The 20,944-nt window shown below is 67.7% G+C and carries 18 protein-coding genes and 1 tRNA gene; 10 read left to right on the forward strand and 9 right to left on the reverse strand.

Annotation, left to right across the window (positions count from 1 at the left end):
* Position 1 precedes the first annotated feature (1 nt).
* The 3 genes from ARC78_RS10650 to ARC78_RS10660 form a co-directional block, all read right to left on the reverse strand.
* A complete protein-coding gene (locus ARC78_RS10650) occupies positions 2-475 on the reverse strand; it encodes a DUF494 family protein (protein WP_054659382.1) in 474 nt (157 codons plus the stop codon).
* Positions 476-519: 44 nt separating this feature from the next.
* The gene (gene dprA, locus ARC78_RS10655) at positions 520-1,665 is read right to left on the reverse strand and encodes a DNA-processing protein DprA (RefSeq protein ID WP_057506272.1); all 1,146 of its coding nucleotides are present in this window, start codon (positions 1,663-1,665) and stop codon (positions 520-522) included.
* Positions 1,666-1,737: 72 nt separating this feature from the next.
* Entirely contained in the window at positions 1,738-2,865 is a 1,128-nt protein-coding gene (locus tag ARC78_RS10660; protein WP_054660421.1) for a LysM peptidoglycan-binding domain-containing protein, read from the reverse strand.
* A gap of 131 nt (positions 2,866-2,996) precedes the next feature.
* Here ARC78_RS10660 and def point away from each other — a divergent pair, with 131 nt between their 5' ends.
* The 5 genes from def to ARC78_RS10685 all read left to right on the forward strand — a co-directional run bounded on the left by def (position 2,997) and on the right by ARC78_RS10685 (position 9,038).
* On the forward strand, positions 2,997-3,512 hold the full coding sequence (def, locus tag ARC78_RS10665) for a peptide deformylase (protein WP_054660419.1): 516 nt from the start codon (positions 2,997-2,999) through the stop codon (positions 3,510-3,512).
* A 114-nt stretch (positions 3,513-3,626) separates the two neighbouring features.
* Positions 3,627-4,550: a methionyl-tRNA formyltransferase gene (gene fmt / locus ARC78_RS10670; protein WP_057506273.1), complete on the forward strand. Its 924-nt coding sequence runs from the start codon at positions 3,627-3,629 to the stop codon at positions 4,548-4,550.
* 4 nt (positions 4,551-4,554) lie between these two features.
* Positions 4,555-5,901: a 16S rRNA (cytosine(967)-C(5))-methyltransferase RsmB gene (gene rsmB, locus ARC78_RS10675; RefSeq protein WP_057506274.1), complete on the forward strand. Its 1,347-nt coding sequence runs from the start codon at positions 4,555-4,557 to the stop codon at positions 5,899-5,901.
* 20 nt (positions 5,902-5,921) lie between these two features.
* Positions 5,922-7,637: an ArnT family glycosyltransferase gene (locus tag ARC78_RS10680; RefSeq protein WP_057506275.1), complete on the forward strand. Its 1,716-nt coding sequence runs from the start codon at positions 5,922-5,924 to the stop codon at positions 7,635-7,637.
* 96 nt (positions 7,638-7,733) lie between these two features.
* Positions 7,734-9,038, forward strand: coding sequence for an O-antigen ligase family protein (locus ARC78_RS10685; protein ID WP_096144953.1), 1,305 nt, complete (start codon positions 7,734-7,736; stop codon positions 9,036-9,038).
* A 189-nt stretch (positions 9,039-9,227) separates the two neighbouring features.
* On the opposite strand, the gene ARC78_RS10690 is transcribed toward ARC78_RS10685, so the two are convergent.
* Both ARC78_RS10690 and ARC78_RS10695 read right to left on the reverse strand, forming a co-directional pair.
* A complete protein-coding gene (locus ARC78_RS10690) occupies positions 9,228-10,139 on the reverse strand; it encodes a glycosyltransferase family 2 protein (protein ID WP_083468493.1) in 912 nt (303 codons plus the stop codon).
* Between the two features lie 267 nt (positions 10,140-10,406).
* Complete coding sequence (locus ARC78_RS10695) at positions 10,407-11,201, reverse strand: glycosyltransferase family 2 protein (RefSeq protein WP_057506276.1); 795 nt, start codon at positions 11,199-11,201, stop codon at positions 10,407-10,409.
* 104 nt (positions 11,202-11,305) lie between these two features.
* On the opposite strand from ARC78_RS10695, the gene ARC78_RS10700 reads away from it, so the two are divergent.
* A complete protein-coding gene (locus ARC78_RS10700; RefSeq protein WP_054659364.1) occupies positions 11,306-12,337 on the forward strand; it encodes a CDP-glycerol glycerophosphotransferase family protein in 1,032 nt (343 codons plus the stop codon).
* Between the two features lie 253 nt (positions 12,338-12,590).
* Here ARC78_RS10700 and ARC78_RS10705 read toward each other — a convergent pair whose 3' ends face one another.
* From ARC78_RS10705 to ARC78_RS10720, 4 genes are all read right to left on the reverse strand, one after another.
* Entirely contained in the window at positions 12,591-14,075 is a 1,485-nt protein-coding gene (locus tag ARC78_RS10705) for a PH domain-containing protein (RefSeq protein WP_057506281.1), read from the reverse strand.
* Between the two features lie 11 nt (positions 14,076-14,086).
* On the reverse strand, positions 14,087-14,602 hold the full coding sequence (locus ARC78_RS10710; protein ID WP_241772725.1) for a PH domain-containing protein: 516 nt from the start codon (positions 14,600-14,602) through the stop codon (positions 14,087-14,089).
* A gap of 64 nt (positions 14,603-14,666) precedes the next feature.
* Complete coding sequence (ribA, locus tag ARC78_RS10715) at positions 14,667-15,794, reverse strand: GTP cyclohydrolase II RibA (protein ID WP_057506278.1); 1,128 nt, start codon at positions 15,792-15,794, stop codon at positions 14,667-14,669.
* A gap of 74 nt (positions 15,795-15,868) precedes the next feature.
* Positions 15,869-16,789 carry a lauroyl acyltransferase gene (locus ARC78_RS10720; RefSeq protein ID WP_054659486.1) on the reverse strand — a complete coding sequence of 307 codons (921 nt, stop codon included), beginning with the start codon at positions 16,787-16,789 and terminating at the stop codon, positions 15,869-15,871.
* Between the two features lie 63 nt (positions 16,790-16,852).
* Here ARC78_RS10720 and dtd point away from each other — a divergent pair, with 63 nt between their 5' ends.
* The 4 genes from dtd to ARC78_RS10740 all read left to right on the forward strand — a co-directional run bounded on the left by dtd (position 16,853) and on the right by ARC78_RS10740 (position 20,837).
* A complete protein-coding gene (dtd, locus tag ARC78_RS10725) occupies positions 16,853-17,293 on the forward strand; it encodes a D-aminoacyl-tRNA deacylase (protein WP_054659488.1) in 441 nt (146 codons plus the stop codon).
* Positions 17,294-17,383: 90 nt separating this feature from the next.
* Positions 17,384-19,231: an RNA polymerase sigma factor RpoD gene (gene rpoD, locus ARC78_RS10730; protein WP_054659490.1), complete on the forward strand. Its 1,848-nt coding sequence runs from the start codon at positions 17,384-17,386 to the stop codon at positions 19,229-19,231.
* Between the two features lie 171 nt (positions 19,232-19,402).
* Positions 19,403-19,478 (forward strand) — tRNA-Ile (locus tag ARC78_RS10735).
* Positions 19,479-19,658: 180 nt separating this feature from the next.
* Positions 19,659-20,837: a tyrosine-type recombinase/integrase gene (locus ARC78_RS10740; protein ID WP_054659492.1), complete on the forward strand. Its 1,179-nt coding sequence runs from the start codon at positions 19,659-19,661 to the stop codon at positions 20,835-20,837.
* Positions 20,838-20,944 lie beyond the last annotated feature (107 nt).

Below are 20,944 nucleotides of genomic sequence, written 5' to 3' on the forward strand. Positions count from 1 at the left end.
CTCAATGCAGGGGTTCGGGTTCGTCGATGAACATCTGGGTTTCCATCCAGGCGTAGGCCGCTTCGGCCCCGGGCTGGTTGAACAGCACCATCAGCACGACCCACTTGAGGTCGTCCAGGTCCAGTTCGTCCTGGTCCAGCGCCATTGCACGGTCCAGCACCAGCTCGCGCTGGTCTGCATCCAGGATCCGGTGATGCTCCAGGAACAGCAGGAAACCCCGGCAGTCCACGTCCAGCTTGTCCAGCTCGGGGCCATGGAACACGCGTACCGGCCAGTCGACCCGCGGCTGCGATACGGCCGGGCGCTGCTCGGCCAGGGCGTCGAGCCAGTCGAAGGCCTTGTTGATCTCGGTGGGGCTGAATCCGGCCTGGATCAGGCCGTGCTGCAGCGAATCGCGGTCCCGGATGAGATCGGCATCCTCGCTGAAATAGTGTTCAAACAGGTACAGCAGGACGTCCAGAATACTCTCTTTCATTGCCCCTCGGCCTGCGCCAGTGGCGCTGTGGAGGTGAAGGAACTTCAGGTGCGGGTGTAGCGGCCGTGCGCCGACGACACGCTTCCTTCCAGTTCCATGACCAGCAGCATGGAGGACAGGCTGGCGGCCGTCAATCCAGTGCGCTCGATCAGTGAATCCATACCGGTTGGGTCAAACCCCAGTGCATTCCACAATCGCTGGTAGTTGATGTCCGGCAGGTCGGGTGCCGGCGCAGAACCTGCCGGCGCCTCTGCAATGGGGGCCGCCAGGCGCATTTGCAAGCCGGCGGCCAGTTCCCCGGCCAGATTGGCCACGCCTTCGAGGATATCCTGTGGCTGTGTCACCAGAATGGCGCCGTCGCGGATCAGGCGGTGGCAGCCGGCGGCCATGGGATTGTGCAGCGAGCCGGGCAGGGCGAAGACCTCGCGCCCGGCCTCGCTGGCCAGGCGTGCGGTGATCAGTGCACCGGAGCGTTCGGCCGCCTCGATGACGACCGTGCCCAGGCTCAGCCCCGCCAGCAGCCGGTTGCGGGCCGGGAAATGGCCGGTCCGCGGCGGGGTGCCGGGCGGATATTCGCTGACCACGGCGCCGTGCTCGGCCACCTGCTGCTGCAACTGCCGATGATGGCGCGGGTAGCTGATGTCGGCGCCGGTGCCGATCACCGCAAACGTCTTGCCGTCGCAGGCCAACGCGGCACGGTGGGCGGCCGCGTCCACTCCGGCGGCCAGCCCGCTGGCGATGGTCAGGCCGGAGCTGGCCAGGGCCTGGGCGAAATCGCGCGCATGATCGCGCCCGCCGGCACTGGGGTTGCGGCTGCCGACGATGGCGATGGCCGGTTGCCACAGGGTGGTCGGGTCCCCATCGACAAACAGTGCCAGCGCCGGATGCGGACTGGCGCGCAGCAGTGGCGGGTAGTCGGGATCGTTGCAACCGAGCAGATGATGGTGGGGCTGTTGCAGCCACGCCTGCGCGCGTACCAGGGTGTCGTGATCGGGATGGGCCAGTGACTGGCATTGGGCGGGTGTGCAGCCGGCCTCACGCCATGCGGCGGCACCGGCGGCCAGGGCTGCTTCGGCACTGCTGAAATGTGACAGCAGCGTGCGCCGCGGTTGATGGGGACCGCCGGCCAGCACCAGTCGCAACAGCGCTTCGGTAAACGGGGCAGGTCTGGCTTGGGAGGCATCGTCCATCGGCCGAGCCTGACCCGCAAACAGCGACGGCGCCCTCGGGCGCCGTCGCTTTGTCGCGTAGGGTTTTGCCGCTTACTGCGCGTCGGGGTGCTTGAGCTCGTAACCGACGCGGGCCTGCCGGGTGCCTTCCATCACCAGCGCGTAGCTGACCTTGTCGAAGGTGCGGAACACCATTGCGTGGGCGGCATATTCGTCCGGCAACGAGACACGGCTGCCGCCGGCCTTGAGCGCATCGTCCGCGCGCGAGGTGGACTTGCTGCCTGTCACACGGTCGTTGATGTGACTGCCATTGCGCCAGATCGAGAACACCGTGCCATTGTCGATGCCATCACGCGCCCCGCCGGAGATGGCGATGACATCGCGCGGACCGCCGGAGGTGAAGGTGTCGGCCACTGCCAGCACGCGCAGATGGCCCGGCGCTGCGGCACTGGCCGGGGCGTGCGGAACGAACTGCAGGTCGTACGGGTTGGCCTGCACCGGCACGATGCGGTCACCGGCACGGACTTCGCGCCCGCTGTCTTCCAGCTTCAGGGTGGACGCCTGGACGCCGCCGCTGGCGACCTGGGTCAGCGTGCCAACGTTGACCTGGGCCAGTTCGTAGCCGAGGAACTCGCTGCGGTCGCCGGTGGCCACGTAGTTCTTCCACAGGTTGCCGCTGCCGGGAACGGTATCGCCGCGGGCGTCCAGATCGTCGGTGGGCTTGGGCTGGCCGAAGCGCACGGTCGGGCGGACCACCGCGTAGCGCTGGCCCGGCTGGGCGTCCTGCAGGCCCAGCACATAGGCGTTCTGGCCGGCGCTGGCGCGCAGGCGGTTTTCTTCCAGGCCGACGACATAGGGCAGCTCCTTGAAGCTGTCCACAACGGTCAGGTTCTTCAGGAACGGCTCAACGTCCGCCAGCGGGATCGCGTTGATCGGTGCTTCCTGGCGCGGGCCGGGCTGGGCGGTGACGCGGTCCAGGTAGGCCAGGCTCAGCACGTCGCCCGGATAGATCAGGTGCGGATTCTTGACCTGCGGGTTGGCCTGCCAGATTTCCGGCCAAAGCCACGGCTTTGTCAGGAAACGTGCAGAGATGTCCCACAGCGTGTCGCCCTTCTTCACCACATAGGTGTCAGGGTGCGCGCCGTTCATATCCACGGCGACGGCGTACGTCGTGACGGTCAGCAGCGCCACGGCGGCGACCGTACGGAATTGTTTCAACATGGTTGCGATCTGCCTGATTCCCCAACAGGTTGCGGCACTATAGTGCAGAAACGGGGGCGCCGGGCAAGCGCAGGCGTTAGAATTGAGACATCTTGCCGAATTGATGCGGCATCCCCATATCCGGTATCACCATGGCCCTTCTGCCCATTCTCGAATTCCCCGATCCGCGGCTGCGTACCAAGGCGGCTCCCGTCGATGCTGCCGAAGTGACCACGCCGGTCTTCCAGCAGCTGCTCGATGACATGTTCCAGACCATGTACGAGGCGCCGGGCATCGGCCTGGCGGCCAGCCAGGTGGACGTGCACAAGCGCTTCATGGTCATCGACACCAGCGAGGAGCGCAACACGCCGATGGTGTTCATCAATCCGCAGATCGTCAGTGCCAGCGAAGGCGGCCGCGTCTACCAGGAAGGCTGCCTGTCAGTGCCCGGTATCTATGCCGATGTGACCCGCGCCGACAGCATCGTGGTGCGTTTTATCGACCGCGACGGCAAGCAGCAGGAGCTGGTCGCCGACGATCTGCTGGCCACCTGCATCCAGCACGAGATGGATCATCTGGACGGCAAGCTGTTCATCGATTACCTCTCGCCGCTCAAGCGCGAGATGGTGCGCAAGAAACTGGCCAAACAGCGCAAGCACGTGGCCTGAGTCCAGTGGTGACCCGGATGTGTCCGGGTTGCCCGTGGCGGGAGCCGTAGCCGGATCCCGCGATGCACGGCGCCGCCCTCCGGCGCCGTTGTTCTTTCCGGGAGTGGGATTGCCATGAGAATCGTTTTTGCCGGTACGCCGGAGTTCGCCGTCGCCTCGCTGGGAGCGGCCGCGCGCCAGCACGAAGTGGTGGCGGTCTACACCCAGCCCGACCGCCCGGCCGGGCGCGGCCGCGGGCTGATGCCCTCGCCAGTCAAGCTCGACGCCATCGCCCGCGGCATCCCGGTATTCCAGCCGGAAACCCTGAAAACCGCCGAAGCCCAGCAGCAGCTGCGCGCGCTGCAGCCGGATCTGATGGTCGTGGTCGCCTACGGGTTGATCCTGCCCAAGGCGGTGCTGGCTATTCCCACCCACGGCTGCTGGAACGTGCATGCCTCGCTGCTGCCGCGCTGGCGCGGTGCCGCGCCGATCCAGCGCGCGATCCAGGCCGGCGATGCCGAAACCGGCGTGTGCCTGATGCAGATGGAGGCCGGGCTGGACACCGGCCCGGTGCTGCTGCGCCAGCACACCCCGATCAACGACACCGATACCGGCGGCCAGCTGCATGACCGGCTGGCGCAGCTGGGCGCACAGGTGCTGGCCGATGGCCTGGGCCTGCTGCGCGCCGGCCTCAAACCGATCCCGCAGGTGCAGCCGGCCGAAGGCGTCACCTACGCGCACAAGCTGGACAAGGCCGAGGCCAGGCTGGACTGGGATCAGGACGCGGAAGTGCTGGCGCGCACGGTGCGCGCGTTCAATCCGTGGCCGATCGCCGAGGCCGTGCTAGCTGGTGAACGTGTGCGTATCCACGGCGCGGTGGCCATCGCCGACAACCACGGCAAGGCGCCGGGTACGGTGATCGGCGCGGCGCGCGAGGGTATCGACATCGCTTGCGGCCGGGGCGCGTTGCGCCTGCGCGTGGTGCAGCGCGAGGGCGGCAAGGCGATCACCGCGGCGGACTATCTCAACGCCCGTCGTGACCTGCGGATCGAGGGCTGAGCCGATGGCGGGTGCGACTTCTACGCCGTGGGGCAACAGGACCGCCACCGCGCAACCCGGGGTGCAGACCCGCGCGTTGGCGGCCAAGGTGCTGGCCGCGGTGATCGGCAAGGGCCGTTCGCTCAAGGCTGAGCTCGGCGCGGCGCTACCCAAGCTGGAGGACGGCCGCGACCGCGCCTTGCTGGAGGCAATCTGCTTTGCCGCATTGCGCCGGCGCACGGTCTACGACCAGGCGTTGCAGCAGTGGCTGCAGAAGCCGCTGGGCCCGCGCGATGCGGATCTGCGCGCGGTGCTGATGGCCGGGTTCGCGCAGCTGGATGTGCTGCAGCTGCCGGCACACGCGGCGCTGTCGGCGACGGTGGACGCGGCGCGCGCACTGGGCCGCGAGCGCCAGGCCGGGATGGTCAACGCGCTGCTGCGTCGCGCCCAGCGCGAGGGCTTTGCCGACGCGCGGGCCGAGGATGCGTGGCCATCGTGGCTGCTGGCCCGGGTCCGCGAGGACTGGCCGCAGCAGGCCGACATGATCCTCAACGAGAGCCTGCAGCCGGCACCGCTGTGGCTGCGCGTCAATGGCCAGCAGCACAGCCGTGAGGCCTATCTGGCGCTGCTGGAGGCGGCGGGCATCGAGGCGCTGGCCGAACCGTTGTCGGCCAACGCGGTGCGGCTGCCGGTCGCGGTGCCGGTGGCCAGTCTGCCCCGCTTCGCACAGGGTGCCGTATCGGTACAGGACCTGTCCGCGCAGCAGGTGGCCGATGCCTTGCGGCCGGCGGCAGGGGCGCGGGTGCTCGATGCCTGCGCCGCACCGGGCGGCAAGTCGGCGCATCTGCTGGAGCGTGATCCTGGCCTGCAGCTGCTGGCGCTGGATGTGGATGCGCGGCGGTTGTCGCGCATCGGCGAGACCTTCGCCCGCACCGGGGTCGGTGCCCGCGCGAAGATCCAGGCCGCCGACGCGGCCGATACCGCCCGCTGGTGGGACGGACAGCCGTTCGATTCGGTACTGCTGGATGCGCCGTGCTCGGCCACCGGCATCATCCGCCGCCAGCCGGACGTGCTGCTGCACCGCCGGCCCGATGACATCACCGCGCTGGTGGCGCTGCAGGCGCGTCTGCTCGATGCGCTGTGGCCGGTGCTGCGCCCGGGCGGGGTGCTGCTGTATTCGACCTGCTCGATCCTGCGTCAGGAGAACCAGCAGCAGGTGGCCCGGTTCCTGGCGCGCACGCCCGATGCGCGGATCGAGGCGTTGCCGGAAGGCTTCGGCCATGCAGTGGATGGCACCCGCCAGCGCCTGCCGGGCGAGCACGGCGGTGACGGTTTCTTCTATGCGCGGCTGGTGAAAACCGCCTTGACCTGAGGTCCCTATCATCGCCCTCCATGGGCGATGAGCGGGCACGGCGCGAATTCTGGTGGCTGGCGGTGACCGCCCTGCTGGTGCTCGGCGCCGGCATCGGCCTGCGTGACCCGTGGCCGTCGGACGAGCCGCGCTTTGCCCTGGTCGCCAGACAGATGGTGGAAAGCGGCCAGTGGCTGTTTCCGCAGCGCGGCACCGAGTTGTATTCGGACAAGCCGCCGATGCTCATGTGGCTGCAGGCGGCCGTCTACCTGCTGGTGCGGGACTGGCGCATCGCCTTCCTGCTGCCGTCGCTGCTGGCCGCGCTGGCCACCCTGGCCTGCGTGTACGACCTCGGCCGGCGGCTTTGGACGCGTCGGGTCGGCCTGTATGCGGCGTGGCTGCTGCTGTTAACCGTGCAGTTCACCTTCCAGGCGCGCAAGGCGCAGATCGATCCGCTGCTGCTGTCCTTCATGACCCTGGCCAACTACGGCCTGCTGCGGCATCTGCTGCGCGGCCCGGACTGGCGGATGTGGATGCTGGGCTGGTTCGCCGCCGGGTTGGGCATGATCACCAAGGGTGTGGGCGTGCTGGCCTTGCTGGTGCTGCTGCCGGCGCTGTTTGCAGTCGTGCGCGGCTGGCTGGGTGTGGACCTGCACTGGCGCGATCGCCGCATCTGGCTCGGGCCGCTGGCGTTTGCCGGGGCGCTGGCGCTGTGGCTGGGGCCGCTGCTGGCGGGGGTGTGGCGCGCTGACGATCCGGCCCACTACCGCTACCTGCACGACATCCTGCTGCGGCAGACCGCGGGGCGCTATCTGCATTCCTGGGATCACCACAATCCACCCTGGTACCACCTGGGGGTGATGCTGACCTTGTGGTTGCCGGCGGCACTGGCCCTGCCATGGGCGCTGCCGGCGTGGCGGCGCCGGCTGCGGCGCGGTGATCCGCGCTACCTGCTGCTACTGGGCTGGTGGTTGCTGCTGGTAGTGTTCTTCTCCATTCCCAGCGGCAAGCGCGATGTCTACATCCTGCCGGCGCTGCCGGTGTTCTGCCTGGCGCTGGCGCCGCTGTGGCCGGGCCTGTTGCGCCGGCGCGGCTTCCGCAGGTTGCTGCTGGGTTTCACCGCCGCGCTGGTGCTGCTGCTGTTGGGTGCCGGTGCCAGCGTGCTGTGGGGGTCGGACGCGGGCCGGCTGCAGGCGCTGATCGCCCGCCGTGCGCTGGCCGACGACGCGGTGCGGCGCCTGGGCTGGGTGCTGCTGGCCATTGGAATGTGGGGGGGCGGCGGGTTGTTGCTGGCCGCGCGGAAATGGCCGGCGCGGGTGCTGGCCGCGCTGCTGGCGTTGCTCTGGGTGCTGCAGGGGCTGCTGGTCAATCCCCTGCTCAACGACTCCAGCTCCGGCCGCGGCTTGATGCGCGAGGTCGGCCGACGGCTGGGGCCCGATGCGGAACTGGGACTGGTGGCGTGGAAGGAACAGAACCTGCTGCTGGCCGACCGGCCGGCGCGCACCTTCGGCTTCAAGCGGCCGTGGGAACAGCAGCTGCAGGCGGGCATGGTGTGGCAGGCGCAGCGGCCGCAGCGGCGCTGGCTGCTGGTGCAGGAGAAGTCGCTGCTGGATTGCATTGTCCGTGGCCGCAGCCAGCGGGTGGGGACGCTCAGTGGACGCGCCTGGTGGCTGGTGCCGGCCACGGCGATAGAGGGCCGCTGCATCGCCACGCCAGCGCAGCGGGAGTGGGCGCGGCGCGACCAGGGACCGCCCTGAGGGGGCAGCCAGCGCGGGGCCGGCTGGCTATCATTGGCGGTTGGAACGGTTCCTCGGACGGGAATTGGTTCAGTGCCCAGGACCCAGTATCTGCCGATGGACCCGCATTTCCCCGTCACTGCCGATTCGATTCCCAGCCCGCCGGCCGCCCCGGCGCGCTGGCGGTTTCTGCACCGTACCGCGACGCTGGCGCTGTTCGCGTTGCCGGCGCTGGTGATCAGTACCCCGGCCAATCTGTTGCCGTTCGGTCTGCTGCTGCTGGCCAGTTCGATCGCCGGTGCCGATTACCTGTGGCTGGCCCGCCAACAGGCCGGGCGAGCCGGGCGGATTCTGCTGGTGCTGGCGCTGGTGACCATCGCCCTGGGGCTGCTGTCCCTGTGGCAGTTCGAGCATGCGCTCAAGGACGTGGACAACCGCTCGCGCTTTCTGGTGATGCCGTGGGCGCTGTTGTGGGTGTGTGCGCTGCGGCCGCCGATACAGGCGCTGTGGTGGGGCGCGCTGGCAGGCCTGCTCGCCACCTTCGCGGTGGCCGGCTACCAGGTATTCACCGGGCTGGAGCGGGCCGATGCCTGGACCAACGCCATCGTGCTGGCCGACACCGCGCTGGTGCTGATGGTGCTGCTGGTGTTCTGCCGTCCCCCGCAGCGCTGGGGACTGATCGCGCTGGGGATGGCCGCGGGCAGCGCGGTGATCCTGCTCAGTGGCAGCCGCGGGGTATGGCCGGCACTGCTAGTGCTGTTCGTGGCCATGGCGCTGTCGGTGCGCTGGAAAACGGGCCGTTTCCGCGTTGGTGCCCTGGCCGGGCTGGTGCTGGTGGCCGCAACGGTGGTGCTGAGCGTGCCGCAGTTGCGTGAACACACCCGGCTTGCTGAGCTCAGCAGCGACATGCAGCGGATCGGCCGGGGCGATGTGGATTCCTCCGCCGGGGCGCGGCTGGAGCGCCTGCAGGTGGCGTGGGATACCTTCCGCGAACTGCCGCTGACCGGGGTGGGGATCGGCCATTTCGACGATGCCATGCGGCGCCTTCCCCAATGCAGCTCGCAGGCCGATCAGGTGTTCCGTTGCCACCTCGGCCATGCGCACAACGATCTGGCCGAATGGGCGGCGACCCAGGGTGTGCCGGGCCTGTTGCTGCTGCTGTGCGTCTATGGCCTGCCGCTGGGCCTGTTCCTGCGCCTGCAGTTGGACAGCGAGGAGGACGGCTTTCGCGGGCCGGCGGCGGCCGGGGTGATGCTGGTGGTGAGCTACATCCTGTGCGGCATGACCCAGTCGATGTTCGCCCACCAGATCACCGCCAGCACCTACACCGCCCTGGTGGGCGTGCTGTGCGGGCTGGCACTGGTCGACAATGCCGCGCGCGGAAGCCAGGCACCAGTTCAGCGCAAGGCAGCCAGCGGCTGACGCTTGAATAAGCCTGAACCCGGCGGCGTGACAGTCTGGGCCGTGGGCAGTGGCAGGCCCCGTGTTTGATCCGCGATCGCCCTCCGCACCGCGTCATCCGGAGGAGCCGGCAGGCGCGGTATACCGGCTGGGACTGCGCGCTTGCAGTGCGCTGTCCGGCGGGCCGATCCAGCGCCGGTTCCGCACGACTCAGAAGCGCGTGGATGCCGCAGCTTTGGCTTGGCCCGGAACCAGGTCCAGCGTCAGGCCGGCCGACAGCGCCGCCGCCCCCCATGCGGCCCATTTGATGGCGTGCCGTGGCCGTGACAGCAGGCTGTAGAACAGCGTGGCCGGCAATGCGACCAGCAGCAGTTTGGCCAGATGCCGCCGCGCCGCCGCCGCGCCGACATAACGGCGGATGGCGATCTGCCGTGACCTTGCATAGTGGAAACGCTTGATGAAGTCCGTGCGCACGCTGGGCGTGGAAGACGCGCCGCCGCGGTGGAATGCCCTGGCCGCAGGTTGCAGCAGGCACTGATAGCCGGCTTTGGCCATGCGCAGGCACAGGTCGTCGTCTTCGTAGTAGAGGAAAAAGATTTCGTCAAAGCCGCCGATCTGGTGGAACGCACGGGTCCGTACCAGCAGGCAGCAGCCATGGATCCACTCGGCGCTGACCAGCCGGTCCGGTACGCGGACACGGCCCTTCGTCTCCGGCCGGAAGAAGGCATCGCGGTGGCACAGCTGCGGTGTGCCGTTGTCACGCCAGCTCTGCGGGCCCACCAGCCCCGCCTGCGGAAACCGGGCCAGACAATCGAGCAGGCACTGCACATCGGCCGGGGCGATGCTGCAGTCGGGGTTGAGCAGCAGCGCGAACGGGGTCTGGACCGCGGCCATCGCCTGATTGTTGGCCGCGCCAAAGCCCGCATTGGTGTGGCGCGTGATCAGCCGCGCGTGCGGGATCTTCTGGCCGACGCGCGCGGCGGTGTCATCGCCGCTGGCGTTGTCGACGATGACCACATTCGGAAACCGGGCCAGTGTGCTGGCCATGGTTTCCACCAGCGGCGAGGAGTTGTAGGTGACGCAGACAACGGTCACCTCGGCAAGGGAGGGGGCGGACTTCATGGAATGGCTTGGGCAGGGCAATGGCGCGGCAGCAGCAGCGGCCGCTGCAGGGGTTGCCTGCGGGGGACAGGCAAGGGGGGGCGTACCGGTGTACGGAAACCGGTGCCGTGACAGCCCGTGTGTTTCCAAAGCATGGGGGACGCCATTTTAACGGCCCGGGCCGGTGCCATCGGCCGGAGCGCCTGCTGTTTTCCGGCTTGTTGCGCCGCGTTCAGGGTGCCTGCAGGGGCTTTCCAGCCGCGGCCCGGCAGACATGCCAGGCCGTGGCTACAGCGGCTGCCCGTTGCACAGCAGCCACAGCATGATGGTCTTCTGGCGCACGTAGTTGGCGCTGACAAACGCCTCGATCAGCCCCGGCCAGCCATCCAGGAAGCCGCGCTTGACCACATAGCTGCGGAAGAAGCGCCAGGTGGGGGCGAGGATCAGTTTGCCCAGGGTCGCGCGCTTGCCACGGCTGAACTCGTGCTCGGCCATCATCCGCGCGTACTTCTGCTTCTTGTCCAGCAGTTGCAGGAAGTTGCGGTAGGGGTGGTGCAGCAGGTCGCCGCGGAGCAGGGCGATCGGGCCGTCCACCGTCACCGCCTCGTGGATCTCGCGCTCGCCGCGCCAGCCGCCGTGGCGGCGGTCGAACAGGCGCAGCACGCGGTCCGGATAGGCGGTGCCATGGCGCAGGAAACGGCCGAAATATTCCGAGCAGCGGGCGAAGCGGTAACCCCGGGCGCGCGTGAAGCCGGCATCGCGCTCGGCCTCGATGGCCGCGCGCAAGGCCGCATCCACCCGCTCGTCGGCATCCAGGCACAGCACCCAGTCATGTTCGGCCTGTTCGACGCAGAACGCCTTCTGGCTGCGGAAGCCGTCGAAGGCGCGCTGGATCACCCGTGCCCCGGCCGCTTCGGCGATGGCGACGGTGGCATCGGTGGAGAACGAGTCCACCACCACGATCTCGTCGCAGAACGCCAGCGAGGCTAGGCAGTCGCCGATCCGGTCGGCCTCGTTGAAGGCGATGATGCAGGCCGACAGGCGTGGCCGCCGGGTCGATGAAGTGGGGGCTGGGCTGGGCATGCGACCGTTCGCGCGGGGAACCGGGGGCCAAGCCTAGCAGCGACGCCGGGTACTGGCGATGCGATAATTGGCCGCCTCTGCCGCAATATCCAGGAGTTCTCCGCGTGCCACGCCACTATCTGCTGTACGGGTCCGAGCGCTACGCGCTGGCCATCCTCCGTCCGGTGCAGGCGGCGATCCGCGCGCGGGGCGACGAGGCGGCCTGGTTCTTCGACGGTCCCGGCGCGGAGGATCTGGCTGCCGATGAGACGCTGCTGAGCGTGGAGCAGGTGCGCGCGTGGAACCCGTATGCGGTGATCACCTCGTCCAATGCGGTGCCGCATTTCTTCCCCGGTGTGAAGGTGGAAACCTTCCATGGCTTCGATGCCGGCAAGCCGCGCCACATCTATATCCGCGGCTTCTTCGACCTGTACTGCACCACCGGCCCGCGTGACACCGCGGCGTTCTCGGCGCTGGCCGAGCAGATGGGGCATTTTTCGGTGGTGGAGACAGGTTTCCCGAAGATCGATCCGTTCATGAGCCAGCTGGCCGACGTGCCCGAGCCGGTGCGGCAGCCGCCGGTAATCCTGTACCACTCCACGTTCTCACCGTCGTGGAGCGCGGCCGGCATTCTTTACGACGAGATCAAGCGGCTGTCGCAGACCGGCGAGTGGCGCTGGGTCGTCACCTTCCATCCGAAGATGGATCCGGAAATGGTGGCCAAATACCGCGCGCTGGAAGGCCCGTACCTGCGCTTTGCCGATGACGACAACATCCTGGACCTGTTCCCGCAGGTGGACATGATGTGCTCGGACACCTCCTCGGCGCTCAACGAGTTCCTGCTGACCTACAAGCCGGTGGTGACTTTCAAGAACCGCCGCCCGGGCCCGCAGCTGATCGACATCGACGATCCGGCGCAGTTCGAAGGGGCGATCCGCACCGCGCTGTCGCGGCCGCCGGAACTGATGGCCGCGGTGCGCCAGTTCGCCGACCAGCTGCACCCGTACCGCGACGGCCAATCCAGCGAGCGCATCCTCCAGGCGATCGACGCGTTCGTCGCCAAGGGTGCGCGCAACCGCAAGCCCAAGCCGTTGAACCTGTGGCGCAAGCTCAAGATCCGCAAGCGCATCGGCTACTGGGGCCCGGCGCGGGTTTGAGGGTCGGCAACTTCGCCTTGCCAGCAGGCTGAGGGCGAAGTCAGGTTGTAGTGACATAGGTGTAGCCTGGATAAGCGCAGTGCACCCGGTCAGAGGGATCAAACCGGTGGCTGGGCTTCACGCCTGATGCCGGATCCGAAAAAGCAGGTTTTCCGTTGGCAAATTTCGACGTGACTCCAAGGTGGGCTTTACTTGCCCGGGCTACGGAACCGAGCAGCCGGGCCTTCAGCGGCCCGGATGCGTGGCGCGGCCGCTACCAGCGCAGTTTGCGCCGGGCCAGTTCGGCGCCGAGCTGGTCCAGCAGTTCCCGTGCGCGCGTCTCTTCCAGCAACCGCAGCTGCAGCGGTGGTGCGCCGAACGCGCCGGCCGTGTCGAGGGTGAGCGTGGCGGTACCGAACGCGCGATCCAGCGGTGAGCGGTCCAGGCGCAGCGCCTGCAGCTTGTCCAGCTCGGCGATGCGCCACCAGCGGTTCCACCAGCCGCCGCGCACGGCCACCCGTTGCGCGTCGATGCTGTAGCCCATGCGGCTGACCTGGCGGTGCGCCTTGAGTGCGGACCACGGCAGCCACAACAGCGGCAACAGCCCCGGCGCGCCGGTTTCATGGGTGAGCACGGCGGTCAGGATGGCCACCGGCAGCAGCGCCGGCAGGCACAGCCGCCACCAGCCGCGCGTGGAGACGGCATGCCACTGTGACGGTGGCCATTGGATCTGCGGCAGCAGCTGCTGCAACAGGCCATCGCAGGTGTCCGGCGGCGCCAGCGGCGCCAGTTCCTTCAACGCCCGGCCGTCCTTCTCGGCGGCACCGCCGGCGGCGATATCCACCCGCAGCTGGCGGCGCTTGAACAGCCGGTGCAACGCGCCTTCGCGCAGGGTCCAGGCCTGGATGCGGCGGCGGGCCACGCTGCTGCGCAGCCGGGTCAGCAGCCCGCGTTCGACGGTCAGCCGGCGGTCGGCCTCGGTCAGGCGGAAGCCGTGGTACTGGACAATGGCCAGGCCGATGGACAGCACCCGCAGCAGGACCAGTGCGAGCAGCACGACCATCAGGCCGGTGATCACCAGCGTGGGCGTGCCCAGCTGCAGCTGGCTGGCATAGCCGAACATCTGCCGGCCCTGCTGGGTGATGACATCTTCCATCGCGCGGCGCGGGAACAGCTGGTAGGCGGCGCCGACGGCGGCGGCCAGCACCACTATCGCGCGGTTGGAAATCAGCCCCTGCCGCACCAGTTCGGGCAGCGGCAAGGTGAGCAGCACGTCCGCGGCCGGCTCCTGGACCATCACGCCGGGCGCGGCGCTGCCGCGATGGCGGATCAGGCGTTCCAGCTCCAGTGCCTGCTCCAGCTTGAGCACGCGCATCTGCGCTTCGGGCTTGTCGCCGGCGGCCGACTCCAGCCGCAACTCGGCCACGCCGAACAGGCGGTGCAGCAGGTTCTGGTGTACCACCACGTTGTGGATGCGGGCGAAGGGAATCTCGCGGCGGGTACGTTCGAAAATGCCGCTGCGGATGCTCAGGGTGTCGGTGCCGATGCGGTAGCGGTAGCTCCAGTACTGCGCCAGCGCCGAGGCCAGCACCGCCACGATGACCGCCGCGGTGATCCAGTGGTGGTACGGCAGGCTGTCGTCATCGCCGCGGCTGCCGAACACCAGCACCGCCACCAGCGGCAGCAGCAGCTGCTGGATCTGCTGCTGCAGCACGAACAGCCAGGACCACGGGTGCAGCCGGCGTTCTCCGGCATCCATCGGCGCCGTGCTCACAGCGCGTCGTCGTCATGGTCGAGCTGGCGCGCCAGCCGGTCGCGCAGGCGTTCGGCATCGGCGTGGTCCAGGCCGGCGATGGCGACGGTGTTCAGGCGGGTGCCAGCGGTATGCACGGTCAGGGTGGCCAGCCCGGCGGCGCGCTCCAGCGGGCCACGGCGCAGGTCCAGATGCTGCACGCGCGAGACCGGTACCCGGCTCTCGCTCTGCCACAGGTGGCCACGGCGCACGCCCAACGCCTGTGCATCCAGTCGCCAGAAAGTGAGCCGTTGCCGGCGCCAGCCGAACCAGCCTCCCCACAGCAAGCCGATGACCGCGCCCGCCGCGGCGATCAGCGGCCAGTGCGGGCTGCGCAGCACCAGCGTCAGCGCGCCGGCAGCCAGGGCCAGGGTGATCGCCATCGTCAGCCCGGCTCCAATGGCGGCGAACAGGGCGCCGCGTGACGGCAGCGGCTGCCAGTGGCCTTCAGCAGCGACCGGAGCGGGAGGAAGTTCGGGGGGTTGGATCGACAAGCGAAGATTCCAGCGATGAGGCTGGAGCGAGCCTAGCATCCGCCCGCAGGCGTGTGAGCCGGGTTTACTGCGCGGCCATGATCAGCGCATCGACGTCGAGCTGATGGCCGGCGCGCACGGCCTTGGTGCGCAGGTACTGCTCGTTCTCGGCGGTGATCTCGCCGGTTACCGCCACGCAACCGACCACTTCGATGCCGGCGTTGCGCAGATGCTGCACCTTGCTCGGATTGTTGGTCAGCAGCTGGATGCGGCGCACGCCCAGCCCCCGCAGCATCGCCGCGGCACTGGCATAGCGGCGCTCGTCCGGGCCGAAGCCCAGTTGCGCGTCGGCATCGATGGTGTCCAGGCCTTCGTGCTGGTAGCCGTAGGCGCGCATCTTGGCGGCGATGCCGGTGCCGCGGCCTTCCTGGTCCAGATACAGCAGGACGCCGCCGCCCAGTTCCTTGAGCGTGCGCAGGCCGCGGCGCAGCTGGTCGCCGCAATCGCACTTGAGCGAGCCGAACAGGTCGCCGGTCAGGCAGGACGAATGCACCCGCACCGGCACGATGCCGCCCATGTCCGGAGTGCCGACGATCACCGCCACCTGGTCGCGCTGCGCCACGCCGCCGCGGAACACGGCGAACTCGCTCATGCCCACATCGCGCAACGGCACCGGCGAACGCGTCACCAGTTCGTAATCCTGGCCGGCCTGGGCGGCCCCTTCGGCGAGGTCGGCGATCTCCAGGTGCATGCACGGGTCAAACGGCGAATCGCTGGCCGGCAGTTCCACCGCCACCATCGCCGGCAGCAACAGGCCCAGCCGCGCCAGTTCCACCGCGGCGGCATCGCGGGCGTCGCCAGCGCTGAACGGGCCTTGCGGCGGTGTGGCATCGCGCAGGTAGGCCAGCGCCGGCAGGCTGTCGAATGTCAGGCCGGCCAGCGGGATGCGGATGCCGTGTTCGGCGGCGATTCCCAGCGTCTGCGCGCGCGGGCGAGTCAGGAACAGGTAGTGCCGCTGGTCCGCGGCATCGGCGAAGGCGCTGAAGCTGGCAGCGGTGGCGCTGTCCAAGGCGATGACGGCACTGCGCCGGTCGCCATCGACGATCACCAGGGGACGCCCGGCGCGAAGCTCGGCCGCTGCCCGTTCGCAGTGGATGGCCGCAGTCTGGGGGAAACCGGCGGATGAAGTTGCAGGGGAGGGCAGGGCGCTCATCGGAAACCTAATGGGGGTCGCCGGCCGGGGATTCAATCGGCGCGGTCGGGCGACGCAGTGTTGCTGGCAACGCGTCAGTGCGGGTGTCTGGCGGTGGCGTACGGGTCTTTCTCGCCGCTGCCGGGGGGGCGCAGCGTGTAGCGTTTGTAGGTCCACTGGTACTGCGACGGGTCGCGGCGGGCGATGCGTTCGATGCCGGCATTGAGCGTGGCCGCGGCGACCTGCAGATCCGGATCGGCCATGGCCGCCGGGGCCGGTTCGACATGCAGCGCGAATTCCAGGTCCTGGCCGATCCGCTCGCACCAGGCGAACAGCACCCTCGCACCGGTGCGTTCGGCCAGCCGGTTGACCAGGGTCATGGTCAGGGCCTGGAGGCCGAAGAACGGCACGAACACGCCGTCACCATTCTTGGGCTGCTGGTCGGGCAGGATCGCCACCGCGCCACCGTCCTTGAGCACCTTGAACAGCTGTCGCACGGCCGGACCTTCGGCGCGGACCTGGCGCACGTTGTCGCCGCTGCGCACCCGCTGCAGGAAGGCATCGCCGGCGGGGTTCTCCGGCGGCGCGTAGACGAACGCGAACGGGCCGCGCGAGGCCAGCCACTGGTTGAGCAGCTCCCAGTTGCCATAGTGCGGCGCCACCACGATCACGCCCTGGCCCGAGGCCAGCGCCGCGTCGTACAGCGCCTGGCCGTGGCGCTCGACCAAGTGCTGTTGCAGGTTGCTCGCTGGCGGATGGGTCCACAGGTACAGCGTTTCCAGGGCCTGGCGGGCGGTGGTACGCAAGATGATGCGGTGCAGGCGCTGGCGCTCGGCCGCCGGCAGTTCCGGATACACCAGCTCCAGATTGCGCCGGGTCACCCGGCTTTCGCGGGCGTCGATGCGCCGCCACAACCAGGCCACGCTGTCGGCCAGCGAACGCTGCCACGACCACGGCAGGCGGGTGAGCACGGAGGCGAGGCGATAGTAGAGCTTGGCGGCGGTGTCCGGTTTCATGTGCCCAAGTTTAGCCGCTGCCGCGCGATGTTAAGGTTCGCCCTCCTTTTGCCAGGAGCCGCCATGCTTTCCCTGATCCAGCGTGTCACCCGGGCCTCGGTCACGGTCGATGAAACTGTGGTCGGCGAAATCGGCCAAGGCCTGCTGGCGCTGGTGGGGGTGGAGCCGGGCGATGACGCCGCGGCCCTGTCACGGATGGCCGATCGCCTGCTCGGCTACCGGGTTTTCGCCGACGATGCCGGCAGAATGAACCGTTCCCTGCGCGATACCGGCGGTGGCCTGCTGCTGGTGAGCCAGTTCACGCTGGCCGCCGACACCCGCTCCGGCATGCGTCCGGGCTTCAGCACGGCGGCGCCCCCCGACGAAGCTGAACGTATTTTCAATCAACTGGTGGCCATCTGCCGCGAAAAACACACCGCACGGGTGGAAACCGGCCGCTTCGGTGCCCATATGGTAGTGAGCCTGGTCAATGACGGACCGGTGACGTTTCTGCTCAGATCCTGACGCGCCGTGAATCCACCGCCCGGCAAGCGTTATGCTGCGCAGGTATAATAGTAGGTTCTCTTCTTTCCCCGCCGGTGGCGCGAGCATTACATGGCCAACGAACGTCCTGCCCAGCAAAACGACATCAAGCTTCTGATCAGCAAGGGCCTGGAACAGGGCTACCTGACCTACGCCGAAGTCAACGACCACCTCCCCGACGACATGGTCGATCCGGAGCAGATCGAAGACATCATCGCCCTCATCACCGGCATGGGCATCGATGTCCATGAAGTCGCGCCCGATGCCGACACGCTGGCCCTGAGCGACGGCAACACGGGCAACCGCGAAGTCGATGACACCGCTGCTGAAGAAGCGGCGGCCGCCCTGACCGCACTCGACACCGAAGGTGGTCGCACCACCGACCCGGTGCGCATGTACATGCGCGAAATGGGTACGGTCGAGCTGCTGACCCGCGAAGGCGAAATCGCCATCGCCAAGCGCATCGAAGAAGGCCTGGGCCAGGTGCAGGCCGCACTGGGCACCTTCCCGATGGCCGTGGAAACCGTGCTGGCCGATTACGAGCTGCACAAAGAGGGCAAGAAGCGCCTGGCTGAAATCATCGTCGGCTTCAACGATCTGGTGGAAGAAGAGCCGGCGCCGGCCGTGGTCGCTGAAAGCGAAGACACCGAGGCCGACACCGAGGCTGAAGAGGAAGACGACGACGTCGCCGAAGAGGAAGCCGGTCCGACCGGTCCGGATCCGCTTGAAGTTGCCCGTCGCATGGAACAGCTGGCCAGTGACATGGCCAAGTTCAAGAAAGCCCATGCCAAGGGCGATGACAAGGCCCGTACCAAGCTGCGTGACGAACTGGCTGCCACGTTCGTGACCTTGAAGCTGCCGCTGCCGCTGACCGACGTGCTGGTCAAGCAGTTGCGCGATGTGATGGCTTCGGTCAAGGCCCAGGAGCGCCGCGTGCTGCATCTGGCCACGATCACCGCACGCATGCCGCGCAAGGATTTCATCCGTTCCTGGGAAGGCAACCAGACCAATCTGGAATGGGTGGAAGATGCACTGAAGCGCAAGCAGAAGTGGTCCTCGGCCCTGCGTGATGTGAAGGACCAGATCATTTCCGAACAGCAGGCCACGCAGGACGTGGAGAAGGCGACGTCGCTGTCGCTGGAAGAGCTGAAGGAAATCAGCCGTGTGATGGCCTATGGCGAGGCCCGTGCGCGCAAGGCCAAGAAGGAAATGGTCGAGGCCAACCTGCGCCTGGTCATCTCCATCGCCAAGAAGTACACCAACCGCGGCCTGCAGTTCCTGGATCTGATCCAGGAAGGCAACATCGGCCTGATGAAGGCCGTGGACAAGTTCGAATACCGCCGCGGCTACAAGTTCTCGACCTATGCCACCTGGTGGATCCGCCAGGCGATCACCCGCTCGATCGCCGACCAGGCGCGCACCATCCGTATTCCGGTGCACATGATCGAGACGATCAACAAACTCAACCGCATTTCCCGCCAGATGCTCCAGCAGTACGGCCGCGAGGCCACCCCGGAGGAGCTGGCCAAGGAAATGGACATGCCCGAGGACAAGATCCGCAAGGTGATGAAGATCGCCAAGGAGCCGATCTCGATGGAAACCCCGATCGGCGACGACGAGGATTCGCATCTGGGCGACTTCATCGAGGACACCAATGTGGAGTCCCCGGTGGAGAACACGGTCAACATCAACCTGTCGGAAACCGTGCGCGACGTGCTCGGTGGGCTGACCCCGAGGGAAGCCAAGGTGTTGCGCATGCGCTTCGGTATCGACATGAATACCGACCACACGCTGGAAGAAGTCGGCAAGCAGTTCGACGTCACCCGCGAGCGCATCCGCCAGATCGAGGCCAAGGCGCTGCGCAAGCTGCGTCACCCGAGCCGTTCGGAGCAGCTGCGCAGCTTCCTGGATATCGAGTGATTTCCAGGCGGTAGGGTTGAACGCGAAAAACCCCGCCCAGGCGGGGTTTTTCTTTGCCGCCCGCGCGAGACGGTCAGCACCGGTCGGCCACTTCGGTGCAGCGGCGCTGTCCCAACGCGCACGGGCAAGTGGTCGCCCTACGCGCGCTCCACTACACTGTGCCGTCGTTGCGGGCCTATAGCTCAACGGTTAGAGCAGAGGACTCATAATCCTTTGGTTCCAGGTTCGAATCCTGGTGGGCCCACCATCTGCTGATCCGACCACGTCCAGATCAGTCCGAATATCCTAGCAAAGTGGCTGTGCTCCGTGGCTTTCGTGTCCGGCCGGGTCCGGTGGTGTGCACCCCCATCCGGCTGGAACGTGAGTAACGGTGCGAGTAAGATGGCCGGAAGGTCTTCGCTTACTCACATACCGGTTACTCACAGCCATGTTGACGGACACCAAGCTGCGCAGCCTCAAGCCCCAGGGCAAGGTCTATCGCGTCGCCGACGCCAATGGGCTGTGCGTCGAGGTGAGGCCTTCTGGAGCCAGGATCTGGCGTTATCGGTACCGGTTCGCCGGCAAGGCGAACATGCTGACCATCGGCGACTACCCGGCGGTTTCCCTGGCAGAAGCTCGCGCCGAGCGGGACAAGGCCCGGGCCCAGCTCAAGAAGGGCATGGACCCGGCTCTCGTGGTGAAGATCGAGCGGGCGGCACAGGAGGAAGAGGCCGGCAATACCTTTGGCGCGCTTGCTAAGGAACTGGTGGCGCAACGGGCCAAGAAGCTGACCCCCGGGTCAGTCGTACGGGAGCGCCGGATGCTGGAGCGCGACCTGGGAAGCATCGCTGATCTGCCCGTTCGGAGCGTGACTGCGCCAATCCTGCTGAAAGCCCTCCGGAAGATCGAGGCCCGTGGAGCGGTTGAGACGGCACATCGGGCTCGCGCCGCCGCGGGCATGGTCTTTCGCTATGCCATCGCCACCGGCCGTGCAGAGAACAACCCCGCCCTGAGTCTTGCCGGTGCGCTGACCCCTACGAAAACCAAGCACTTCTCCAGCCTGACGGAGCCGGGGGAGGTGGCGAAGCTTCTCAAGGCCATCTACGGCTACCAGGGGTCGCCGATCGTGTCCGCTGCGCTCAAGCTCTCGGCGCTCCTATTCGTCAGGCCGGGCGAGCTCCGTGCGGCGCGCTGGGAGGATATCGATCTGGATGCTGCTGAGTGGCGTTACATCACCAACAAGACCCAGACCCAGCACATCGTTCCTCTGGCTGGCCAGGTCGTCGAGCTCCTGGAGGATGTCCGGCCCTATGCAAGGAAAAGCCGGTACGTCTTTCCCAGCGTGCGCAGCATCCAGAAGCCAATCAGTGAGAACACGATCAACGCTGCTCTACGGAACCTCGGGTTCGATGGCGAGATGATGACTGCCCATGGATTTCGGGCCATGGCGCGAACCTTGCTGGACGAGGTGCTTGGGTTCAGGCCGGACTTCATCGAGCATCAGCTTGCCCATGCGGTGCGGGATCCGCTGGGGCGGGCGTACAACCGGACTACCCACCTGGGAGAGCGCAAGAAGATGATGCAGGCTTGGGCCAACTACCTGGACGAGCTAAGGCGTGGCACGTAGGCCTCGATCCATGGTTGAATTCATGCGTCGTCGCCAACTTTGCTCGGTGGGCGCGGATCTTGTCCGGTGCTTAGGCGGCCGCTTCCGACCTATTCCGTTGAAAAACT

Source organism: Stenotrophomonas pictorum JCM 9942 (assembly GCF_001431585.1).
GTDB classification, from domain to species: Bacteria; Pseudomonadota; Gammaproteobacteria; order Xanthomonadales; family Xanthomonadaceae; genus Stenotrophomonas; species Stenotrophomonas pictorum.